Raw genomic sequence first — 22806 nt, 5'->3', positions numbered from 1 at the left:
ATTGAAATCTTATCACTTAAGTAAGAATTATGAAAGCACCTTTTTATAGTATTGAGTTTACTTTGAATAACCCCCTGTTTCTTCCGGATAAACAACCTCGCCATCATCTTCTATAATTGGCATTGCACCCCATTGTCCGAGTTTATGTGGCACTATTTTTATTCCTTCTTTATCGTTCAATATAATATGTTTAACTTCTGTATCATGTGCCACTAACCAATTGCTTATAATTAAACGATGACATCTTGAAGGATGTTGTTCTGCACATAAAATTGCTACAGTATCATTTTTAGTATCATTAATTAATGATTTAATACCTGTTTTGAAATCGTCTGTTAATGTGTAGTCTGCATAATTATGAAATGATTGGTTTTTCCAACCTTCATTTAAAGTTTCCCCTACTTCTTGAGATGGTTTTCGTCTTCCACCTAATAAATCTATATAATGGTAATTTATATCATGATTTTTCAGCCATTTCTTAAATGACCCTTGATTGTATTGCGGATGTCTTTTGCTATTAGGAAATGCACGAACATCAACAATCATTGTGATATGAGCCTTTTTCAACATCTTTAGAAAAGTATCTAACTCATAATCAAAATGACCTATAGTATATACACACATAAATTTCATCACCTCCATATTTACAGATCTTTTTCATGTGAAACATCTTAGTTCCAAGTGTAGTTACATTTTATACATTGTATCATTTTAACAGTAGCTACTAAATATAAAGAAAGTGAAGAAGTAAATTTCAAGAAATAAAAAAGTCTTTCATTAAATGTTTTAATCTTTAATGAAAGACAATTTTTAAATAAATACTCTGTCGATGTATCACGTTTATAGTCCCATTGAAAATAGAATAATTGCAATGACAACTGCTGCTATTGGAATAAGCACAGTCATAGCACCAAATGCTGGATATGCATCTTTATGTGTTTCTCCAGAAATTGATCTAATTGTTGTAACTGCATAACCACCATGTGGTAGTGAGTCGAGAGTACCTGAAGATAAAGCCACCGTTCTGTGTAATGCGTCTGTATCTACGCCCATATCTATATAATGAGGGGCTAATATAGGTAATGCAATTGTCTGACCACCTGATGATGAACCTGTTAATCCAGCTATAACCATAACTGCGATTGCACCCGTAATTAAAGGTGAGCCATCTAAATGGGTAACAAATTTAATAGCATCGTCAAATGCCGGGGTGATTTTAGCCACGCTTCCAAATCCTACAACAGCAGAAGTATTCCCTAACGCTATTAAAGCGCCCTCTGTCCCTTTTCCAACTGCTTTCCAAAAGTCTTTAAAGTAACTATGATTTAATAACCATGTTGCGATAATCCCACTTGATAAAGATATGATAAGTGCAGATTGTTCTAATTTACTATGTAGTATAAATGAAACAACTAATACTACTAGTAAAGGTATCATACTTATAAATGGATTTGGTAAACGACCTCTCTTTTCAAATTGATCGTTTTCTCTTTCAACAAATACTTCACCTTTTCTCTTAGCTTTTTTAATCATATGCATCAACCATAAATATCCTACAATTAGCATAAACAATGCTGTTATTAAACTAACTCCCCAACCAGCATAAGGACTTGTATGTAAGTAAGGTATAGGAATCCAATTTTGAATTTCAGGAGAACCAGCTGATGTCATTGTGAATGTTGTTGAACCTAATGCTAAAGCGGCAGGAATAAACCTTCTTGGATAATTTGATTCTTTAAACAAACTAACTGCCATGGGATAAACAGCAAAAGCTACAACAAACAAACTTACTCCGCCATACGTCAATACACCACATGCTAGTACGATTGCTAATACTGCTCGTTTCATACCAATTTTACTAATAATCCAATGCGATACACTTTCTGCAGCACCACTATCTTCCATAACTTTCCCAAAAATAGCACCTGTTAAAAACATTAAGTACCATGAAGTTATAAAGCCTGAAAATCCATCCATATATCCTGTAATAAAATCAGTTTCTCCTTTACCAGCAAATTGTGAAAATACAGGTATACCATTTAATAAAGCTACAAATAACGCTGAAATTGGAGCTACGATTAATAAATTCATACCACGCATTACTAGTATTGTTAATAGCGCAAGTCCTCCAACTAATCCTATAATCCCTAACATACCAATGCCCCCTTTGATTAAGCATTAATTATTAATTATTTTTTCCGTATTTTCTCACACGTAATAATGCTTGTTCAGCATGGCCTGCAAAATTCTCAAGCTGGCATAACCTTGCTGCATACTCACCAATCATCGCACTTTGTTCAGGAGACTCAATATGTTGATATGTTACAGTTTTCAAGAATTTACCAACCCATAATCCACCAGTATATTTTGCTGCTTTTTTCGTCGGCAAGGTGTGATTTGTGCCAATAACTTTATCTCCATAAGCAACATTTGTTTCAGGTCCTAAGAATAAGGCGCCATAATTCTTCATATTTTCTAAGAAATAATTAGGATTTTTAGTTAAAACTTCGACATGTTCAAATGCTAATTTATCTGCCTCTTCTACAGCTTCCTCTTCATTTTCAACAATAATAACTTGCCCGTAATTGTTCCAAGATTCTCTTGCAACATCAGCTGTTGGCAAGATTTGAAGTTGTCTTTCAATTTCTTCCATAGCTTCTTTAGCAATTGTTTCTGAAGTAGAAATAATTGCACCTGGCGATGTAGGACCATGTTCCCCTTGCCCTAAAATATCTGTTGCTATCATTTCTGGTTCACTTGTTTCATCAGCAATAACTAATGTCTCAGTTGGACCTGCTAATAAATCAATACCTACTCGACCAAATACTTGTCTTTTAGTTTCAGCCACGAATGCATTACCTGGACCAACAATCATATCTACCGATTCGATACTTTCTGTACCTATTGCCATACTACCCATTGCTTGGATTCCACCTAAAATATATATTTCATCAGCTCCGGCTTTATGCATTGCATACACAGTGGCTTTTGGAACCTCTCCGTTAATAGGAGGTGTACAAGCAATAACTCTTTCTACACCCGCTACTTTAGCTGTTAAAATACTCATATGTGCTGACGCAATCATAGGATAACGTCCACCAGGTATATAACAGCCAACACTATCTACTGGAATATTTTTATGACCTAGAAATACACCTGGCATCACTTCAACATTAATATCTTTCATTGAATCCCTTTGTGCTTCAGCAAATTTTTTAATATTATTTTGTGCAAATTCAATATCATCTTTAACTTGTTGTGGGATTGAGGATACAATATCTTCTATTTGTTTAGAGGACAATTTAAAAGATTCTGGATTCCATTTATCAAACTTAATTGATAAATTTCTTACAGCTTTATCACCTTTCTCTTCTATTTCTTTCAAAGTATTTGAAACAATTTCCTTTGTTTTTTCATCACTTTCTTTTAAATTTTCTTCTGACATTCCTTTTTTAAGATATTTCATATTCTTTTTCCTCCTTTTGCATACGTATTCATTTAAGGATATAAAATAATACTTTCAACATAAAATCGAAAGTATGAATACGTATGCAATTAATATTATTTTCTAGAATAGAGGAAACGCTTACATTTGTCAAGTTTACATTGTTGTCTTTCTTTTTAATAATTTTCCTTTAACATACTGTTCTCTTTCCTCAACTTGATCAGGATTTATAAGTATATTTAATATTCCATCTACCATTTCTTCTATTGGCTGTGACCAAGTTGACAGATTATTGTTTGGCCATGAAGCCATTTTTATATTATCAAAGCCTATAATTTCCACATCTTCAGGCACAGTTAATCCATACGCCTTAATGGCATCTAATGCACCTAATGCTGTTATATCATTTGCACCAAATAAAGCGTCTATCTTTTTTCCTGATTTTAAATATTCATACGTACGATAATATGCTTTTTCATATGTATAATTACCTTGAATAATATCAATTTCCATATTTCTTTGTTCAAAATATGACTTAAAACCTTTCAAACGTTCTTTATTGGTTGATGTATTGGATAAACCAGAAAGAAATACATTATGTTTATGTCCTTTTTGATAAAAATATTCAGCAATACTATGAGCTGCATTCACGTTGTCACATGTAACGGAATAACAATTAGAAGTTTCATCTCTTCTATTAAATAAAAAAACTGGTATTTGAGCTTTCGATAATTTATCTACGAGACCTGATGATAATATAGCATCTGTTACAATAATAGCTTCCACATTATATTCTAAAAATTGGTTGATTTCATCTTGTTGTATTTCTTCATTTTCTGAATTTACAAAAAGGACGGAATAACCTATTTCTTTTAATTTTTTTGTAAATATAGCCAAAGTTTCATGATAAAAAGGGTTCTGTATAGTTTTCATAGCTATACCAACCAGATTAGTCTTATTCATAATTAAGCCTCTAGCTAATGCATTAGGCTTATAATTCAACTCATTAGCTACTTTCATAACTCGTTTTCTCGCTTTTTCCGAGACGCTAGCTCCTGGTGTAAAGACTCTTGAAACAGTTGACTGTGATACATTAGCTAATTTTGCCACTTGAGATGCAGATACTCTTTGCCTACTCATTAAAAATCCCTCCATAGGTCTTATTTCCTTTTATTATACATGACTAGGATATTATAAATATAGAGATATAGAAATATAGCATTGAAATTATGTTTTTATTTCTATAAATATGTATAATTATAGAAATATTTTAGCTTGGATTTTTAATAATTAGAAATTAATTCTTTTAAGAGTTGAAAAAATAATAGTAAAACCAAATAGGTAGTTAACCTGTTTTGACTTTACTATTATTTATCATAATTAACTTGTTTTCTTATTAAATACTAATGGTAATAATATTGCTAATAGAGAGAGGCTTAATATTATAACAGTGATCGGTGAATGGAAGAATGACATATAATTTCCGTTATTTAAAAGTAAATGTCTTCTAAATGATTCTTCCATTAATGGTCCTAATACAATACCAAGAATTAATGAAGGTACTGAAAAATCGAATATTTTCATTAAATATCCAACAACACCAAATATCAACATAATCCATACATTAAATATATTGTTATCTACTGCGAAGGCTCCAAGTAATGAAAGTAGAATGATAAAAGTAGCAATTATTGAATAGGGTAATTTCAATAACAATTCAAATACTTGAATGCCAAATCTACCAACTACAAATGTTAAAACACTTGCAATAAACATGGCGAAAAATACTGAATATAATAGTATTGGTTGATCGGTCAATAGTTGAGGTCCTGGTTGTAATCCATGTAGTATAAGTGCTGCTAGAATCACTGCTGTTGTTGGGCTCCCTGGAATACCTAATATGAGTGTTGGTATCATTGCACCGCCAGCTGCAGCATTATTTGATGATTCTGGTGCTACTAATCCTTCTTCACTTCCTTTGCCAAATTCTTCTTGATTTTTACTCGTACGCATCGCTACACCATAACTTACAAATGAGGCAATTGAACCACCTGTTCCAGGCAAAATACCAATCACAGTTCCAATAATAGAAGATTTTAAAGCTACCCATTTATATGAAAGAAATTCTCTTAATTTATAGGCACCTACTTTAATTTTGGAACTTGCACCGTTGTCCCCATCTTGATTACCTACAATTTGCGTAAAAACTTCACTTAATGCAAATGCACCAATCATAATCGGTATATAGCTGATTCCATTCATTAACTCAATAGAATTAAAAGTAAATCTATCTGTTGCCGTAATCGGATCGACGCCTATTGTAGAAATAAATATCCCCATCAATCCTGATATGATAGCTTTTATCGTGTTTTTAGAACCAATTGAAGAAATAACTGCCATTCCTAAAAATGCTAACGCAAAGTATTCTGAGGAATGCATTTTCAAAGCGAATTGAGAAAGCCATGGTGATAGAAATAGCATGACTAATACTGCGAATATTCCCCCAAATGCTGACGAACTAATTGCTAAACCAAGCGCTTTACCAGCTTGTCCTTTTTGAGCTAACGGATAACCATCAAAAGTGGTCGCAACTGATTCTGGTGTTCCTGGTGTATTAAATAATATAGCTGTTATTGAACCCCCATAAGTTGAACCTACATAAATTGTAACTAATAAAGCTATAGCAGGTACGACATCTAAGAAGTAAGTAAAAGGTAATGCTAATACGATGGCCATAGAGGAACCTATTCCGGGTAAAGCTCCAAGGAATACACCAATTACTAATCCCGCTACAATTAGCAGCAAAGTTAATGGATCTAAAACGCTTAAAAATCCTTCTTTTAATAGTTCTGCATTCATTATTTTCACCTCATTTTAATAAAATATTCTACTTATTTCGTGGAAAATACTAACGCCTCTTGGTAACGGAATATTTAAAACTAATCCAAATAGTAAGGAGAAAACTATAGGAACACATATCGTTAATAAAAGAACTTTAATTTTGTTTCGCTCTCCTAAAGTAATTAAAATTAAAGGTAAAATTAACAAGCATGATACGACAAAGCCTAAAGTGGTCAACACTGCTATAAACACAATTAGTAAAACTGTTAATGCAATTAAACTTAACATCGTTTTTTTGTTTATTTTATTGTTTTCTAATGTTTTATTTGTTTTAAAATATTCCGTAACTTCGCTAATAAGTGATATGAGTATTAACAATATGATGAAACTTAAAATGAATGTTGGAATACTTCCCGACCCAATTACATCTATTCCTCTTAAGTCTTCTATATTCATTGAAATTATTAATAAAAAAATAGATATTATAAGTACCACCACACTAAATATAATGCTGCCCATATTTGTTCCCCCTTATTTCATATCTAGATCTTGAGCTACTTTTTCGAACTTCTTACGTTCTCTGTTCATTTTCTTTTCAAATTCATCGTCTTCTAAATAACCTTCTCCAATGTCTACGAAGTTATCATGTGCGAATTTTTTATACTCTTTTGTGTCATATGCCATTTTTAATTGTTTAGTCAATTTTTCTTTCACTTCTGGTGGTGTGTCTTTTTTCACTACGAATCCTCTCCAAGAACCAATTGTTGACTCAATTCCTTTTTCTTTCGTAGATGGTGTATCCTTTAGTTCGTCTAATTCACTAATACGTTCATCTCCAAATACTACTAGAGGTTTAACACGCTTAGCTTTAACATAATCCACAACATTCACTACTTTATCTACGTAAACGTCTACTTCTCCTCCTAGAGCGGCTGCTTTAACTTCTGAACCTGAAGGATAAGGTATAAATTGCGTTTTTATTCCTGCTTTTTTCGCAAAATCATTTATCGCAAAATCGTCCAATCCAGCAGGACTAATACCCCCAAACGTAATTTTTTCTTTTTTGCCCTTTTCAATTAAGTCTTCATAATTTTTTATGTCACTATTGTTAGAAACTGATAGCACATAAACATCACTTTGAATTTGAGCAAGTGGTTCAAAGTCATCTAAAAATTTAATATCCTTTCCTTTTTCAAGGACATCTCCAATAATATGAGAAGGTGTTACTTCCATAATTGTATAACCGTCATTATCTTGTTTATACGCGTGTAACATACCTGAAAGTCCACCACTCCCATCTTTATTTACAGGTTGATAATTATTTTTAGATTCTTTCGTAATGATTTGAGAGAACTTTCTACCGAATGTATCACTAGCGCTACCTTCACCAAACGGTATAATTACATCAATTGAATGTTCTGGAAAAGAGCTATATTCTGACTCACTTTTAGCTGTTTTTGATGAACAACCATTTAATATTAGAACAACTGATAATAGCGTCATGATTACTATATTTTTCTTCATATTCTTTCACCATCCTTCTCAATTATTGATGTAGGAACAAGTGCATAACCTTCCATAATTCGCCTAGCAGTACGACCAATACTTCCTTTCACAACACTGTAATCGCTTTCATTTTTATCAATAAAAATTTCTACAGGAATAGTGCCACTAGGGTGTCCAATGACGACCATATTATTTTTAGGTTCATTAACTAATAAATTAGGAATGGTATTAGGAATTTTACAGGCTGCTGCCAATGCTATAGAACCACTTACTGCAAAAGCTTTATGCAATTTACCCATTGAAATATATCTTCCTATAATATCAACACTGTCATTTTCAGGATTTGCAACTAATGCTATTTTAGGTAAAGCATCCACTTGTGGATTAACACTTTGTTCAGTTTTAAATATACCTAACTTAATACCAACAGCTATTCTTAGTTCTTCTATTTCATTTAATATTTCCTCATTATTAATAACATCTTCTCCTTCTGGTCCTATTAAATTAAATGCTGATGCATGTACAAAAGCAACAATATTTCCAGTGTCTAATATACTGACATTAAACGTTTTACCACTCTGAGTATACATAGTGTCTATTAAATTACCGGAAGGAAATAGCTTTCCAGTAAATGCGCCATCAGGATCTAAGAAGCTAACATTTATTTTAGCGCCATTTTGAGAAACACCATCAATTTGATAATCACCTCCAGTAATAGGGGTATTTTGCGATACCGGTACTTCAACTTCCATTATTTTATTAGTATTTGTATTTAATATTCTTACTTTAGTGTACGGTTCTTTAACTGTTACCAATCCTTCTTGCACAGCGTATAAACCAACTGCTGAAGCCATATTTCCACAAGTAACATTAAAGTCTATATTATTCTCATATATACTAACTTGGCCAAAAGTATAATATATATCATAATCGTAATTTTCACTTATGCCCACAATTCCTAATTTACTCGTTAAAGAAGTACCGCCTCCAATACCATCAATTTGACCATTTTTTGAGCTTCCGTAAATTTTTAAAATTGCTTCATCTCTCAAATTAGTATCTTTTGGCAAGTCCATATCTTTAATAATAAGACCTTTACTTGTCCCCCCACGCATCAAAACACAAGGGATTCTTACATTGCTTCTGTCCATAAATTAATCCCCTTTCTCAATTATTGAAATATTCAAACAACTTAGTTATAGTATATTCATCAGTTATAAATAAATAAAATATCGCTTTTTTATGAATAACCATAAAATATTTTTATGAAAGGAGTTTTAATAGTGAATAGTACCGATTGGGAAATATTAACTAACTTATTTAAATTTAAAAATATAACTAAGACGAGTAAGTTCCTGAGAATCTCTCAACCTGCTGTTACGTATAGGTTAAACAAATTAGAAGAAGAATTTGGAACAAAAATTATTCATAGAAATAAAAAAGGCGTTATATTTACCGCAGAAGGAGAAATGTTAGTCAATTATTCACAAGATATGATGAAACAAGAACAAAAAATTAAAGGCGATATTCTTAACCAAAGCGAAGAAGTACAAGGTGTACTTCGCCTAAGTTCATCAGTCATTTTCACGAGGTATAAGTTGCCTAGTATTCTATCAGAATTCAGCAAAAAATATCCTTTAGTAAAATTTGATGTAAATACTGGTTGGAGTGAAGAAGTTTTTCATTCTGTACATAATGATAGTTCACAAGTGGGAATTTTAAGAGGTGATTATAATTTTTCATCAATAGAGTTACCACTTATGCATGAAAAATTATATGTCGTTTCAAGTGAAAAAATAGAATTAGAAGACTTACCAGATTTACCAAGAATTTATTATAATACCGACTCTTTATTAAAAAAATTAATCGATGAATGGTGGATTGCAAATTATATTGAACCGCCTAAAATTCCAATAAAAGTAGATAACATGGAAACTTGTAAAGAATTCGTATCAAAAGGTTTAGGATTTGCTATCTTACCCAATATATTATTAGAAGGGGATCAAGAACTATATAAGACTCCGTGTATCAATAGCGAAGGTGATTTATTAACAAGAAAAACTTCTTTAATTCTAAAAAAAGAACAACTCAATAACAAAGTCGTAAAAGCATTCTACGAATTTATATCAAATTGGGAATTTTAAACAAGAAAAAATAAGAGAGTGGAACAGAAATCTAATTTGTATAATAAGATTTCGTTATTCCGCTCCCTTATAAACACTGAAGTTTAATTATTGAGTTTGAACTTCTGGAGCAATATCACAACTACCGCCAGAACCATAATTATTAGCCGTTTTATCACCAGGCTTAACTAACACATACAATGTATATAACGTCACTACTCCAGCTACAACTGTACCGAATGCACCAGCCATCAACGACGCACCAAGCATACCAGTACTTCCAGCCCCTGCAGCTGCAAGGATAGCTACAACAAACGTTACAGTCGCAGCCAAAGCGATAAGGCCACTAATATGAGAAACGATTGCAAGAACCATTGTACGATTTGAATCATGTAAACGTCTTGTCATAACAGTGAATGAAGGTATTATGACTGCCAATCCGAAAAGTCCGCTTAGAAACCCAGCTGAAACCATTCCTAAGAGAGAAGTTATTACAAAGTTGATCCAAAAAGGATGCCAAAAGTCTGGACGATTAGATCTTCCGTTTATGTCTAAAAAACGTACCCAAAAATCTTTGTAACTTTCTATAACTTGATTTTGTGAATTATTCATGAGTTTCCTCCTACCATTTGATAGTAATAGTATACAAAAGTATAACCTTATATAGCAAATGAATTTAAAATTATTCATATTAAGAATAATAGATTTTTATTTTATATATGTAATTTTTTTATTTTACTGAACTTAGAAAAAACAACCGCTATTATACATGTAATTATCCCCGATATAGTATAAATATATTGTATTTCAATATGATCTGTTATATACCCTACTATTAAGATAGAAAATAAAAACGAAACCTGGACAAGTGAATTTTTCAAACCTGTTATTTTAATCATATCTTTTTCATCAATGTTATTAATAATGAAGGTTTCTTGAATTATATCTTTAATTTGTAAAACTGGACCCACTAATAAGACCAAAAATAACGCTATAATATCTATAACATTCACCGAATATAGAATTAACAAAATGCCGTATAGCATCATAAATATTACTATCTTTTTAATTGGTTGATGATTAAATAATTTGCTATATTTCATTACAACAAATGCTCCAAATATAGTGCCAAGGTAATAATTAGCGTTAATGTACCCCCACCAAGTAACATCTTGGCCTAAGTGTTCCTGAACAAATTTTAATGTAACTGACCCTATCCAAATAGAGCCTATTAAAACTTCTAAACATTCTATCACAATCAAATTACGTATCAAAGGCTTCCTGTTCAATAAAGAAAAACTACTCATAATCGTTCTAATAGGGTTTTTACTATTTATTTCTTCTTTTTTATTTTCTATTTTTATATTAATAACAGCTATAAATGCTAATGAAAGCAATACTAAAGATAATACTAGGAGATTATTGTTACCAAGCATCGAAATAATCCAAGCACCTAATATCCACCCAGAAAACAATAATATTTGATCTAAACTTGTAATTATTGATAAACCTTTTGCCATATTTTCTTTATCTAGATTTTCCTTCAATATTCTTGATTTCAAAGGTGTGAAAATACCATTTACAAAAGATAAAAACATAATAAGGGCATAAATTATGATAAGGTTAGCACTATTTTTTATAAATATTAGTAGTAATATTATACTTAATATTTGAAATATAGTATTAAATATCAATAAACTTTTCACTTTAATTCTTTCAGTAATAATAGAAATACTCAAGCCTGAAAGGATTTTGGAGCCAACGCTTATAAACGTTATTAAACTTGAGTAAAACACTGAATTAGTTAGATTATATACATAATAAGTAAGTGCCATAGTGTAGAAAGAAAAAGCTAAATTAGTAGAAAGTTGTGTTATTAAAAGTGAATAAAAACTTAAATTATACTGCATTAGCTATTCTCCTTCTTTTTAATAATACCTTTATGACCTCAATTTTTAGTTCTTACGAAGCTTTTTGACTCTGTTTATTAATAATTGTTTGTATATAAAGTGCCAAAAGTAATTCTGAATATTCGTGGGCAACATCAATTTTAATATAGTGTTTTTCACCGCGCTTTTTTGTATTTTGTTCTTTTGAAAAGTCAAAAACACTTCTATCCGCTTGGAATAATACTGCATCATTATTATTTGTAATAGTAGTTTTAGTGCTCATATATGCATTGTGAAGTGAATACTCATCATCTTCAGAACGAAATGTGTAAGGTAATTGTTGCTTAATACCTTTATCTTTGATGAGCCTTTTCATTTCATAAATACCTACAAAATCATTATTTAAATAAACATTATACTTATATCTAAGCGAAAATGCATTTCGTGGAATAATTTTAATTTCATTTTTATCAGATGACAAATAAGTACTATAAATTGGCATAAAACCAAAAAGACTGATCAGTTTATGCAATTTATTAAAATAAGTTGGAGTATATGTTATATTTCCTTCTCCGTATATAGGAATCACTTGGTTATCAACTATGTATAAAGGAGATTGAAAGAAATATTCATTCTCCTTTAAATTTAATTTACTTTCATCAACTAAGCTATAAGATGAATACTTTTTTTGCAAAAATTTACGAAATAGAAATATTGTCGTGATAACAATTGTAATTCCTAAGAGAAATAGCCACGAACTCCATAATGGTATATTCAATAATTCTTCATTCCCAACAACTACTGAAAAAGTATTTATAACACTGAAGATAAATAAAACTATCCATATCAGCGTTTCACGGAACATTGCCAACAATAAAACCTCTTTCTTTTAAAGTAATACTATAAAAATTTATCATTTTTCCGCTTTAATATAAACAGGCTTTAATTCTCTATATCAACTTTCAACCTCGCTCATGATTAATACATTTTGTTATATATGTTTTATCGTCATGTCCAATGAGTTTTCCTCGGTAGTGTTGTGGCTCATTAATGCCTGTTAGTAGTATAATGTTTTCTTTTTTATTAACTTTATTTATTATTTTCTCTATTGCTTCTTTTCGAGATTTGCCTATAATGAGATTATTTAAATCGTATGTTTTGGGTAAATTTTTAATCATTGTATCGATAATTAAATTTTCATTTTCATATCCAACTTGCTCAGAAGCTAATACTACTTGATCGATATACTTTGGAATGAGTTTCATAGTGGATTCTATTTTATCGTAGCCTCTTAATCCGACTCCTGTAATCATAACTGTAAGTTGTTTATCTATATTTGAAGCGTATCTTAAGGCGTCTTCAATGGATTCTTTAATTGCTAATGGTGTATGCGCGAAATCTAATATGAATTGATAGTCGTTTATTTCAAACGTTTCAAATCGATGTGCTGGGGGTTTCATCGTTTCAACTGCTTTTAATATATCTATAATATTAAAGTTTAATTTGTGTAACGTAAATATGCTAGTCGCTAGATTAATATAGTTATGTGTTCCATTGAATAGGACATCTAATTTATAAACTTCTTTACCAATTGATATATATAGTTTATTATTTTTCAACTCATATTTATAATAGGTATCGTTATTATTAGAAAAATGATATTTGTCATTACATATTTTTAAATATTCTTTAGTATCATAATTCACCATGCTTCTCTTACTTAATTGATCTAGCTTTAGTTTTGATTCTAAATAGTTCTCTATTGTGTGATGATATTCTAGATGTTCAGAACTAAAGTTTGTAAATACAGCTATTTCATTTTCAATAAAATCTACTCTTCTTTGATCTAGAGCGATAGATGTTGCTTCATATACAATATAATCATAATCTCGTTCAGCGAAATACTTTATGATTTCGGCAAATTCAAAGTGCATAGGTGTTGTAGGAGTTGAATGTAAAAATTCTATTTTATTATAGTCATCATCGTAAACGCCTAACGTACCAATGGTAGCTACTTTTACATCCATTTTTGATAATAGCTTACATATCATATGGCTTGTAGTAGTCTTTCCATTAGTACCTGTAACTGCTATAAACTTTAATTGTTCTATATATTTGTCGTAGAATAAGTGGACAAGTTTAATTGCGACTGATTCATAATTATCTATATACACAACATAGACATTCCCTTTAATATCATCCAAACTATTTAATGGCATATTCGTGATGATTAACACTGGGTTTTTCTTAACCGCTTCTATTGCATATTTTTTTGAATGCTTTGATGATTTCAAAATAAAAATTGATGAGTCTTGAATATCTTGATACATAGATGTTACATCTGAACAATCTTTATTAAAATTAACTTTGTAACTATGATCATCAAATATGATATCTCTTTTTATTTTTGATAATACATTTGTAATTTCCATATTTTTCTCCCTTTAATGAATGATTCAGTCTTATCCATGTAAAAGAAAACTATATCCCCATGGGAAATAGTTTCCTCTTAAATCATTAATTGCTAATTATTTTTGTGCACCTGTATCTGGCATTTCTTTTGGCATATCCATTTCAAAATCTGATTTGTTCTGCATTACAATTGCGTTACTTAAACCTTTAGCTGGCATAAACATATGAGCGTATGCTTCTCTTACTTTCATAGTAGATGTTTTATAATCGCCTTTTGTATATGCATCAAATGAAGCTAGTAATTGATCTACGTGCATACCTAAACCGTCAGCTAATTCATTACTTTTCAGTTGATTATCTGTAGCTTTAGATAAGAATGCTCCAAACTCTTTACTGTAATTATCTAAATTGCTTTTCGCTTCTTGTTTAGCATCTTTATCGTTATTTTTAGAAGCTTCTACATAATCTACAAAGTAACCAATGTGTTCAGACCACATTTTTTCAAATTCCATTCCTGCGTCTTTACCATATGCGTCTTCTATTGCTTTTGATAAGTCTTTTGTATTCATTTCTAGCGCTTTTACAGAGGCTTTATAATTTTCAGAACCATCATATCCATTTTGCATTGCATCAGCTGCTAGTGCTGCATGCTCACTCATGAGATAATTTAAATCTGATCTTAAGTCTGCTGCTTTAGTAGTTGCACTTGTATGATGATAGTCTTCTGGGAACTGTTTAGTAATTGCGTCCGATAAGCCTTTACTCACCATATACATATGATGAATGGATTCTCTTTCATATTTATAAGCTTTGTCGTAGTCTCCATTTACCGATGCGTCAAATGCACTAACTAATTGGTTAACATGCATTTGTAAACCGTCTGATAATCCTTTAGCTTCTAATTTTTCATCAGTGGCTGTAGCCATAAATTGTGAGAACGTATCTCTATAATTATCTAAGTTATTCAACGCTTCTTGTCGTCCTTTTTCATCATTGTTGTTTGTAGCATTCACGTAATCTACAAAGTAACCAATATGTTCAGACCACATTTTTTCAAATTCCATTCCTGCGTCTTTACCGTATACATCCCCAATAGCTTTAGATAACTCTTTCGTATTCATGTTTAGTGATTTTACTGATTCATCAAAGTCTTTAGAGCCTTCTGCACCTTTTCTCATTGTATCCGCTGCTAAATACGCGTGTTCACTTAGTAACATGTCTAAATTACTTCTTAACTCAACCGCTTTGCTATCTGTTTTTGTAACCGATTCATGCGATGCGTCGTGTGCTTGTGCTACTTGTGACATACCTGCGCCCGTCCCTAACAATGAAACCGATAATGACATAGCTAATACTTTCTGTGAAATATTCATCAAATCACTCCTTTATTTTTTTGTTCATAAGGTATACGTAACAAATAAAAAAAGAGATCACATTTTTTAATGTAATCTCTAAAAAATTTTTAAACTTTTTCACTCGCCATAATAATATCCCCTTCAGGAGCTTGGTTATTAGGTGAAGGTTCGAGTGTAATCGCTATTTTATCTTGTTTGTCTAATTCAATATCGCTTAGGTCAAAGACAACCATTCCGGAATCTTTGCTAGAAACAAATGTACCTGCACGGTATGGCTTTTCTCCTTTGAGTATCCACACTTGGTATGCTTGATTACCTTTTGTTTCTTGTAAACCGTTTGCTTGTACAACTAATTGCTTTTCATTATTACTCTTTGCTACAAAAGCTTCTCCTTGAACTTTATCTTGTTCGGTAGATTTTAATTTTATAACTTGTGCATCATCTTTATTGATTAATTTATTATCTTTCGGTTTCTTTTCTTTGTCTTGTGTATTAAATTGATAAACATTTCCTATCAAAGATATAAATAAAAGTGCAGCCATACTTACAAATGCTATATTTCTAATTATATTATTTTTTCGTTTTATAGGTTTATGTTTCTTTTCAATAAACGATCCACTTTTTTCTTGGTGTGACGATTCTTCTTCTGTATTGTCTTCATTTAATATATTATTCATTATTCTGCTCTTCATCTCTTTAGGAGGAGTTACACGTTCAACATGATAAGGAAGAGACTCATTTAATATATTTAAATCGTTTAGTTCATCTTGGCATGCTTTACACGTTTTTAGATGTTCTTCGAATTCTTGCTTTTCTTCTTCAGTTAGTCGGCCATTAAAATATTCATATATTTTTTCACATTCCATATTAATTCATCTCTCCCTTCTTATTATTTTTGAATTTATGTTTTAAATGTTGAATGGATAACCTCAGTCTACTTTTGACTGTTCCTAGAGGTATTTCAAGTGTTTTCGATATTTCTTTGTGATTACAACCTTTAAAATAAAATAAATATAGAATTATTTGTTGTTTTTCATCTAATTCATCTATACATTCTTTAATTTGTTCAGATTGTTCTTTCGTTATTAATTCGGATTCTGGTACATTATCAGCTTTTAAATTATCTCTTTCTTCATCATATTCATATGCTGACATTTTGGTTCTTCGAATATAATCAATTGCTAGATTTCTTGAAATTGTAATAAGCCATGTTGACATTTTCCCCTTGCTACTATCAAATCTTGCTTTTTGATTCCAAATTTTCATAAATACATCTTGAAGCACTTCTTCACTTGATTGCTTATCTTGTGTTATTTTATAAATAAAATTATACAATAAAGACTCATAGCGATCGTATAATATTTCTAAACTATTCGCGTCTTTAGCTATAATTTTACCGTACACTTCTACATCCGACTCTTCCATTGTCACACCCCCTGACACTCACCATTATATGAGAGTGAACGTCATATGCAAAATCTCAACCACTTTTTAATTCTGTATACACAACTAATCTATTCGGTGTACTTCCTAATTCGGGGTTATATTCTCCTTCACAAGTGATTAAATTTAAATGTCTATTACTAGAATATCCAAATATTTTTTCTACTGGTGATTTTTTTAATTCATATAATTTTTTATCATATACTTTAAAAATTAACTTCTTATGATTTTTATCTTCTACCTCAATCTCATCGCCCTTTTTCAATTTATGCAGATCCGTAAAGACACCTGGATTTTGCCCATCATTTACATGACCAGCAATAACCGCATTTCCATTATCTCCAACCTTATAACCCTCTTTAAACCACGCAGGTGTATTGATATCTTTAGGTACTTCCATCTCGCCATCAGAATTAACACCAGTATGTTCTAATTTGTTAGAAATATTTAACCTCGGAATACTAATTTTCACAGGCACAATCTCACTGTCATAACTTTCGAACTTTTTAGGTTTTACCTTAGTAGATTTCTCACTCTTTAAGTTGCTATCTTTGTTTTTATTTACATCGCTATCTGTGTCATTAACATTCATACATCCACTTGTAAATATCGCTAAAATAAGTATTATTATTATTTTCTTCAAATCACTCACACCCTTTATAGGGTATACGCATTAATTCTTTTAAGGGATCACATAAACACTAAGTGATTGCGACTTTTTTGTGACAAGTTTTCTCAAAACATTCATATATAATACTTCATGATAATTAAAATTTATAGTCACTATTACTATTTAAATAAGCATAAAATAGTCCTATAATCACTCCTCCACCAATATAGTTACCTATACATGAAGCAATTATATTTATCATCACTGGAATCGTACTTAACTCTTCGCTTTGATATAATAGTCCTCCAGTAAATAATACAGTGTTATAAACTACATGCTCATATGCCATAAAAGCAAAGATTGACACACCAAACATAAGCACAAACATTTTAGCTAAAATATCTTTTATTTGCATTGCGATAACCAATGAAATATTAATAAAGAAGTTTGCAAAAATACCTTTAACTAATATAGCTGTAAAGCCTGCAGTTAATGTTTTATGAGCAATAATATTATCTAGTTGAGTTAGCATTTCTGGAGTCATTACATCCGATAAATAAAACAATACAAAAAATATAAAACCACCTAAAAAGTTTCCTAAAAAGCAAAGAGTAAATATTTTCATAACTCGAATGGGGTTTGTAATGCGATAGTATAAACCAACAGTAAAATACATAAAATTACTGGTAAGAAGCTCAGAGTTAGTAAACAGTATAAGAACTAAAGCAAAACTAAAACAAATGGACGCAATTAAATTAATTAGACCACCAGCAATTTGTCCATCTAATGATGCTCTTATCATTAAAACAAATACAGTAATCAACCCTAAAATAAACCCCGACATAGTAGCTCTTAGTATATATCTTTTTCTATAAAAACTTTGCAAAATATCTTTTGTTTTTATTGTATCCACAACATCGTCTATAAACTGTTTCCCATAAAATACTTTATTATTGCTATTAATATCATTCAACTTTATAACCTCACTTCTTAATATACAAACTAGATTATGATTTAATAATAACTAATTGTGAAGTATTTCACAATATATTTTTTAAATAAAATAACTTATTAAATGTCGTAATACTAGGTTATGCAATCAAATAAAAAAATAAATTCTCCTAATCCATTAATTAGAAATTATTACGGATTAGGAGAATTATTTTGAGCGAGGAATTATATGTTCCAATTCTTTTCTATATATTCACACTTACAATACGCCTGAACGTTGAAAATGCTTTTTCAATATTTGTTTTGCGATAAAGCCTCCTGCTATTGCACCAAGGATACATAAGATGAAAATTACTGGAAGAACTTGATATGTAAATACTGAATCAAATGCTTTGGCATAATCTTCACCATGGTTTTGTTTCATGCTGCTAAAATATTTATCTCTCATAATATAAAATGGTAATAACCCTCCTGTTGTCCAAATTGAAAAGACAACATATCCTGTTATTATCCAAAACCATTGTTTATATTTACCGACATTCATAATTAAGTCACCAATGATTATAAGCGGAATAGCGATGACCATTGATGGCCATGGATGCCCCATGATAGCCATAATCACGTTCACGATAATACCGCAAAGTGATAACACACCGAATTTTTGTGTTTTAGCAACTAATAATAAAACGGGTACCGCTCCAAAAAAAGCGATAAGTACTGGTAAAGCTATCATCATAACAGGTACCGCTCCTGTCATACCTACTATAAATACTATAACGAAATATAATGCTGTAAATAAACCAATGTTAATTAAATCTTGTACGCCAATTTTTTTAGTTTCCAAAATTGTACCTCCTATTTTTACCTTATTTATGTAATCTCAAAAAATTGTTTCAATCTCGGAAGTGTCTCTTCAGTTAATGTATATTGCTCTGCTACTTGGCCATTATCAATCCTTAAAATGTCATCTGCACTTTCAAGAATCAACTCATAATCATGCGTAATTAATAAGACTGTTCTTCCTTTATTGGTTAGCTCTTTCAATGTTTGTGCTACATCTTGCATATGCTTTCCGTCTAAACCACTAGTTGGTTCATCAAATATAAGTATTTCTCGCTCAGTTACTACTCCGCTAGCAATAGCTAATCTTTGTTTTTCGCCACCTGATAATGCTAGTGGATGTCGTTCTCGATCTTTGGCAATATCAAAGGTTGTGAGTTGTGTTTCGATTTCTGCATCACTTAGCGTCTTATTACTAATAAGCAATTCATTTTCAACACTTTCAGCAAACAGCTGACAATTCACATCTTGAAATACCATGTAAACTTTTTCTAAACGTCCTTTATTTTTATATGTTTTATCGTGATGTTTAATTTCACCTTTAAATTTACGCTCAATACCTGATAAACATCTTGCTAATGTAGACTTGCCAGCACCATTACGACCGATAATAGCTGTGATTTGTCCTTCTTTTAAATCTAGACAATCTATATCTAAAGATAATGGTGCTTTACGATGGTAGCGAAACTGAAAATGGCGTAATGAAATATAACTTTGATTGTGCTCTGTTAATGAACGATGTTGTTGCGTTAATTCATTTAAATGTGTCGCACGTAATCCTAGTTGTTGTATTTGTTCATTACACATTACTGAAAATTCATCACTTGAATAGATGTTCTCTATTGTTCCGTTATTAAGTACAACAAAACGGTCAACAATACCCAATAAATAATACAATCGGTGTTCTGCGATGACGACTGTCTTTCCAGCAATCTTCCACTTATCAATCATTTTTCTTAATTTAGAAACCGTTATAAAATCCAAGTTAGATGAAGGCTCATCTAACACTATGAGATCATGCTGACATACAGTCACGCCTATACAAGCAATCAGCTGTTTCTCCCCACCAGAGAGGTTGAAAATATCACGGTCTAATAGCCTTTGAAGGTGAAACGATTCCGTAACATCTTGAATACGTTGTTTAATTTTTGAAGGGGGCATCTCATAATTTTCAGCTTCAAATGCAAGTTCACTTGTCGTGTTTAAACAGAAAAATTGTGACCTTGGGTTTTGAAAGACTGAACCACTATGACGAGCAATATCGTAAATGGTTTCTTCTTGAATATTTTCGCCATTAATAAGTGCTTCACCATCTATCGCACCCTTAAAGAAATGAGGTATTAAGCCATTAAATAAACGTGTGACCGTAGTCTTACCGCAACCTGAAGGGCCTGTTAAACAGACAACTTCACCTTTTTTAATGTTTAAATTAATATCCCGGATACCTTGATCACCATTTTCATAAGTAAATGAAATGTTTTTTAAATGAATCATATGTATAACCTCACAATAGATAATAAAAAATTGTTAAAACGACTGCTAAAACTAGTATAGATACGTCATACCATTTGAGCCTTAACTGTATAATTGCCGTTTTCGGACGTGTAATATTTAACCCTTTGGTTACCGAAGCAATCGTAAGCTCATCAGCAATTTTAATCACACTGTTTAAGACAGGAACCATTCTATACTCTATGTATGTAATCGGCCTATCGAGTGTATTACGCAAAGACATGTTACGCATTCTCATCGCATCATCAATATATGAAGACTCTTCTTTAATAGTAGGCAAAAAGCGAAACATGACAGCAATAGGGATTGTTATTTTGCGTGAACACTTAAGCCTCTCAAGACCTTCGATTAATTCTTCTACTTGCGTCGTGTTTAAAAAATAATACCCCATCACAACAGTTGGCATAAAACGTGTAACAATACCTGCTGGAACAAAAATTAATATATCGTATAACTGACTTTCTCCTCTTATAAGAAAAGCTTCGGCATACCACCCTAAAAATATAATTAAGCAAAACACAGTACCTTTAACAATTTCTTTATTAGCTACAACTAACAAACTAGGAATAAGCAAGATAACTAATCTCGCATAGATACTGTTTCCCGTAATGTTTCCTGTAATCGCAATAAAAGATATAATAATCATTAAAAAAAGTTTGGTACGAGGGTCTACTGTAAAGAAAACTCGTTTTTTGTTCATTTATATCATCACCGCACGTATAAAATATATTGCAATCAGTAGTTAACCCACCCATAAAATCATCCATAATCTAAGAAAAAATAAAAAAATAATTTATACCTTAATAAATCGTAATCATTACGTTTTATATTATCACGATAATTACTAGTAATGTCAAGGCCATTAGTAAATTAATGGTTATCTCCACTTATTTGCTTAAATGAGTATTAGAATTTAAAATTGAATTAAGTATAAGAAATGAATTCAAAAAATTTCTGTTTGAATTCAAATTTTCAATGGAGTGATATAAGTATGAATCGTAATATTGAACAGTTAAAAGACATCATTGATGCTTCTAACAAAATTACATTTTTTACAGGCGCGGGTATATCTGTAGCAAGTGGTATTCCTGACTTTCGTTCTATAGGCGGTTTATACGACGAAATTTCAGAAAAAGGTTACTCACCTGAATATTTATTAAGTGACGATTATTTAAAAAATAATCCAGAGGGTTTTATTAATTTTTGCCATCAGTACTTACTATTTGCTGATAAAAAACCTAATATCGTTCATGATTGGATAGCACAACTTGAAGAAGATGGTCGTTCATTAGGTGTGATAACTCAAAATATTGATGGTCTTCATTCGGATGCTGGTAGTGTAAATACAGACGAACTACACGGTACTTTAAACCTGTTTTATTGTACGCAATGCGACCAACAATATTCGAAAGCTCATGTTATAGATAATGATTTACGACATTGTGAAAATTGTGGCAGCCCAATTAGACCTGACATTGTTCTTTATGGGGAAATGTTAGACCAAGGCACTATATTTAATGCACTTCATAAAATAAAAGAAGCAGAAACGTTAGTCGTCTTAGGTTCTTCACTCGTCGTTCAACCAGCAGCAGGACTTATTTCGAATTTTGAAGGACAAAACCTTATCATTATTAACAAAGAGGCTACCCCTTATGATAGTGACGCCAATTTAGTTATTAATGAAGACATGGTATCAGTCATTAAAAAACTTAAAAATATAGAGTAAATCATATAGTATGATTTATAATTAATATTTCAATACAAAAATTCCTTATCAATAATTGATAAGGAATTTTTTCGTGTATTAGTTCTATAATCTACTATTCATCAGTTCTATATATTAATTTTGAATATTATAAAAAAAGTAATCATATTATAT

Annotated in this window: 22 protein-coding genes; 2 read left to right on the top strand and 20 right to left on the bottom strand. The window is 31.0% G+C overall.

Going from position 1 to position 22806, the window contains the following annotated elements; all coding sequences use genetic code 11:
• Positions 1-57: 57 nt before the first annotated feature.
• The 8 genes from ACNMOQ_RS00455 to ACNMOQ_RS00420 form a co-directional block, all read right to left on the bottom strand.
• Entirely contained in the window at positions 58-624 is a 567-nt protein-coding gene (locus ACNMOQ_RS00455; protein ID WP_416350065.1) for a DUF488 domain-containing protein, read from the bottom strand.
• Positions 625-840: 216 nt separating this feature from the next.
• A complete protein-coding gene (locus ACNMOQ_RS00450; protein ID WP_416350064.1) occupies positions 841-2154 on the bottom strand; it encodes a GntP family permease in 1314 nt (437 codons plus the stop codon).
• A 31-nt stretch (positions 2155-2185) separates the two neighbouring features.
• Entirely contained in the window at positions 2186-3466 is a 1281-nt protein-coding gene (hisD, locus tag ACNMOQ_RS00445; protein ID WP_416350063.1) for a histidinol dehydrogenase, read from the bottom strand.
• A gap of 135 nt (positions 3467-3601) precedes the next feature.
• Entirely contained in the window at positions 3602-4585 is a 984-nt protein-coding gene (locus tag ACNMOQ_RS00440; RefSeq protein ID WP_416350062.1) for a LacI family DNA-binding transcriptional regulator, read from the bottom strand.
• Positions 4586-4825: 240 nt separating this feature from the next.
• Positions 4826-6304, bottom strand: coding sequence for a tripartite tricarboxylate transporter permease (locus tag ACNMOQ_RS00435; RefSeq protein WP_416350061.1), 1479 nt, complete (start codon positions 6302-6304; stop codon positions 4826-4828).
• Between the two features lie 15 nt (positions 6305-6319).
• Positions 6320-6805, bottom strand: coding sequence for a tripartite tricarboxylate transporter TctB family protein (locus ACNMOQ_RS00430; protein WP_416350060.1), 486 nt, complete (start codon positions 6803-6805; stop codon positions 6320-6322).
• Between the two features lie 12 nt (positions 6806-6817).
• Positions 6818-7810 (bottom strand): Bug family tripartite tricarboxylate transporter substrate binding protein, encoded by a 993-nt coding sequence (locus tag ACNMOQ_RS00425; RefSeq protein ID WP_216683481.1) that lies wholly within the window; start codon positions 7808-7810, stop codon positions 6818-6820.
• A complete protein-coding gene (locus ACNMOQ_RS00420) occupies positions 7807-8943 on the bottom strand; it encodes a PrpF domain-containing protein (protein WP_416350059.1) in 1137 nt (378 codons plus the stop codon). Before ACNMOQ_RS00420 ends, ACNMOQ_RS00425 begins: the two co-directional genes overlap by 4 nt.
• A gap of 132 nt (positions 8944-9075) precedes the next feature.
• On the opposite strand from ACNMOQ_RS00420, the gene ACNMOQ_RS00415 reads away from it, so the two are divergent.
• A complete protein-coding gene (locus tag ACNMOQ_RS00415; RefSeq protein WP_167751590.1) occupies positions 9076-9936 on the top strand; it encodes a LysR family transcriptional regulator in 861 nt (286 codons plus the stop codon).
• 87 nt (positions 9937-10023) lie between these two features.
• On the opposite strand, the gene ACNMOQ_RS00410 is transcribed toward ACNMOQ_RS00415, so the two are convergent.
• The 12 genes from ACNMOQ_RS00410 to ACNMOQ_RS00355 form a co-directional block, all read right to left on the bottom strand.
• On the bottom strand, positions 10024-10527 hold the full coding sequence (locus ACNMOQ_RS00410) for a DUF805 domain-containing protein (protein WP_017000441.1): 504 nt from the start codon (positions 10525-10527) through the stop codon (positions 10024-10026).
• Positions 10528-10628: 101 nt separating this feature from the next.
• Entirely contained in the window at positions 10629-11825 is a 1197-nt protein-coding gene (locus ACNMOQ_RS00405; RefSeq protein WP_416350058.1) for an MFS transporter, read from the bottom strand.
• A gap of 52 nt (positions 11826-11877) precedes the next feature.
• Positions 11878-12675, bottom strand: coding sequence for a hypothetical protein (locus ACNMOQ_RS00400; RefSeq protein ID WP_416350057.1), 798 nt, complete (start codon positions 12673-12675; stop codon positions 11878-11880).
• Between the two features lie 91 nt (positions 12676-12766).
• Positions 12767-14236, bottom strand: a complete 1470-nt coding sequence (locus ACNMOQ_RS00395; RefSeq protein ID WP_325889505.1) for a Mur ligase family protein — start codon at positions 14234-14236, stop codon at positions 12767-12769.
• Between the two features lie 96 nt (positions 14237-14332).
• A complete protein-coding gene (locus ACNMOQ_RS00390; RefSeq protein WP_064205168.1) occupies positions 14333-15589 on the bottom strand; it encodes a hypothetical protein in 1257 nt (418 codons plus the stop codon).
• 89 nt (positions 15590-15678) lie between these two features.
• Positions 15679-16437, bottom strand: coding sequence for an anti-sigma factor (locus tag ACNMOQ_RS00385; RefSeq protein WP_416350056.1), 759 nt, complete (start codon positions 16435-16437; stop codon positions 15679-15681).
• A gap of 1 nt (position 16438) precedes the next feature.
• Positions 16439-16996, bottom strand: a complete 558-nt coding sequence (locus ACNMOQ_RS00380) for an RNA polymerase sigma factor (RefSeq protein ID WP_147640522.1) — start codon at positions 16994-16996, stop codon at positions 16439-16441.
• A 55-nt stretch (positions 16997-17051) separates the two neighbouring features.
• A complete protein-coding gene (locus ACNMOQ_RS00375) occupies positions 17052-17606 on the bottom strand; it encodes a class F sortase (RefSeq protein WP_187114637.1) in 555 nt (184 codons plus the stop codon).
• Between the two features lie 175 nt (positions 17607-17781).
• On the bottom strand, positions 17782-18597 hold the full coding sequence (locus ACNMOQ_RS00370; protein ID WP_064205169.1) for a formate/nitrite transporter family protein: 816 nt from the start codon (positions 18595-18597) through the stop codon (positions 17782-17784).
• A gap of 237 nt (positions 18598-18834) precedes the next feature.
• Positions 18835-19419 carry an MptD family putative ECF transporter S component gene (locus ACNMOQ_RS00365; protein WP_416350055.1) on the bottom strand — a complete coding sequence of 195 codons (585 nt, stop codon included), beginning with the start codon at positions 19417-19419 and terminating at the stop codon, positions 18835-18837.
• A gap of 26 nt (positions 19420-19445) precedes the next feature.
• Complete coding sequence (locus ACNMOQ_RS00360; RefSeq protein WP_416350054.1) at positions 19446-20909, bottom strand: ABC transporter ATP-binding protein; 1464 nt, start codon at positions 20907-20909, stop codon at positions 19446-19448.
• 10 nt (positions 20910-20919) lie between these two features.
• The gene (locus ACNMOQ_RS00355; protein WP_416350053.1) at positions 20920-21627 is read right to left on the bottom strand and encodes an energy-coupling factor transporter transmembrane component T; all 708 of its coding nucleotides are present in this window, start codon (positions 21625-21627) and stop codon (positions 20920-20922) included.
• 291 nt (positions 21628-21918) lie between these two features.
• Between ACNMOQ_RS00355 and ACNMOQ_RS00350 the strand changes: the two genes are divergently transcribed.
• Positions 21919-22653 (top strand): NAD-dependent protein deacylase, encoded by a 735-nt coding sequence (locus tag ACNMOQ_RS00350; RefSeq protein ID WP_016999823.1) that lies wholly within the window; start codon positions 21919-21921, stop codon positions 22651-22653.
• Positions 22654-22806 lie beyond the last annotated feature (153 nt).

This window comes from Mammaliicoccus lentus (assembly GCF_947036595.1).
Taxonomy (GTDB): domain Bacteria; phylum Bacillota; class Bacilli; order Staphylococcales; family Staphylococcaceae; genus Mammaliicoccus; species Mammaliicoccus lentus.
The sequence above is the reverse complement of the archived record's forward strand: the minus strand, read 5'-3'. Positions and strand labels throughout refer to the sequence as shown.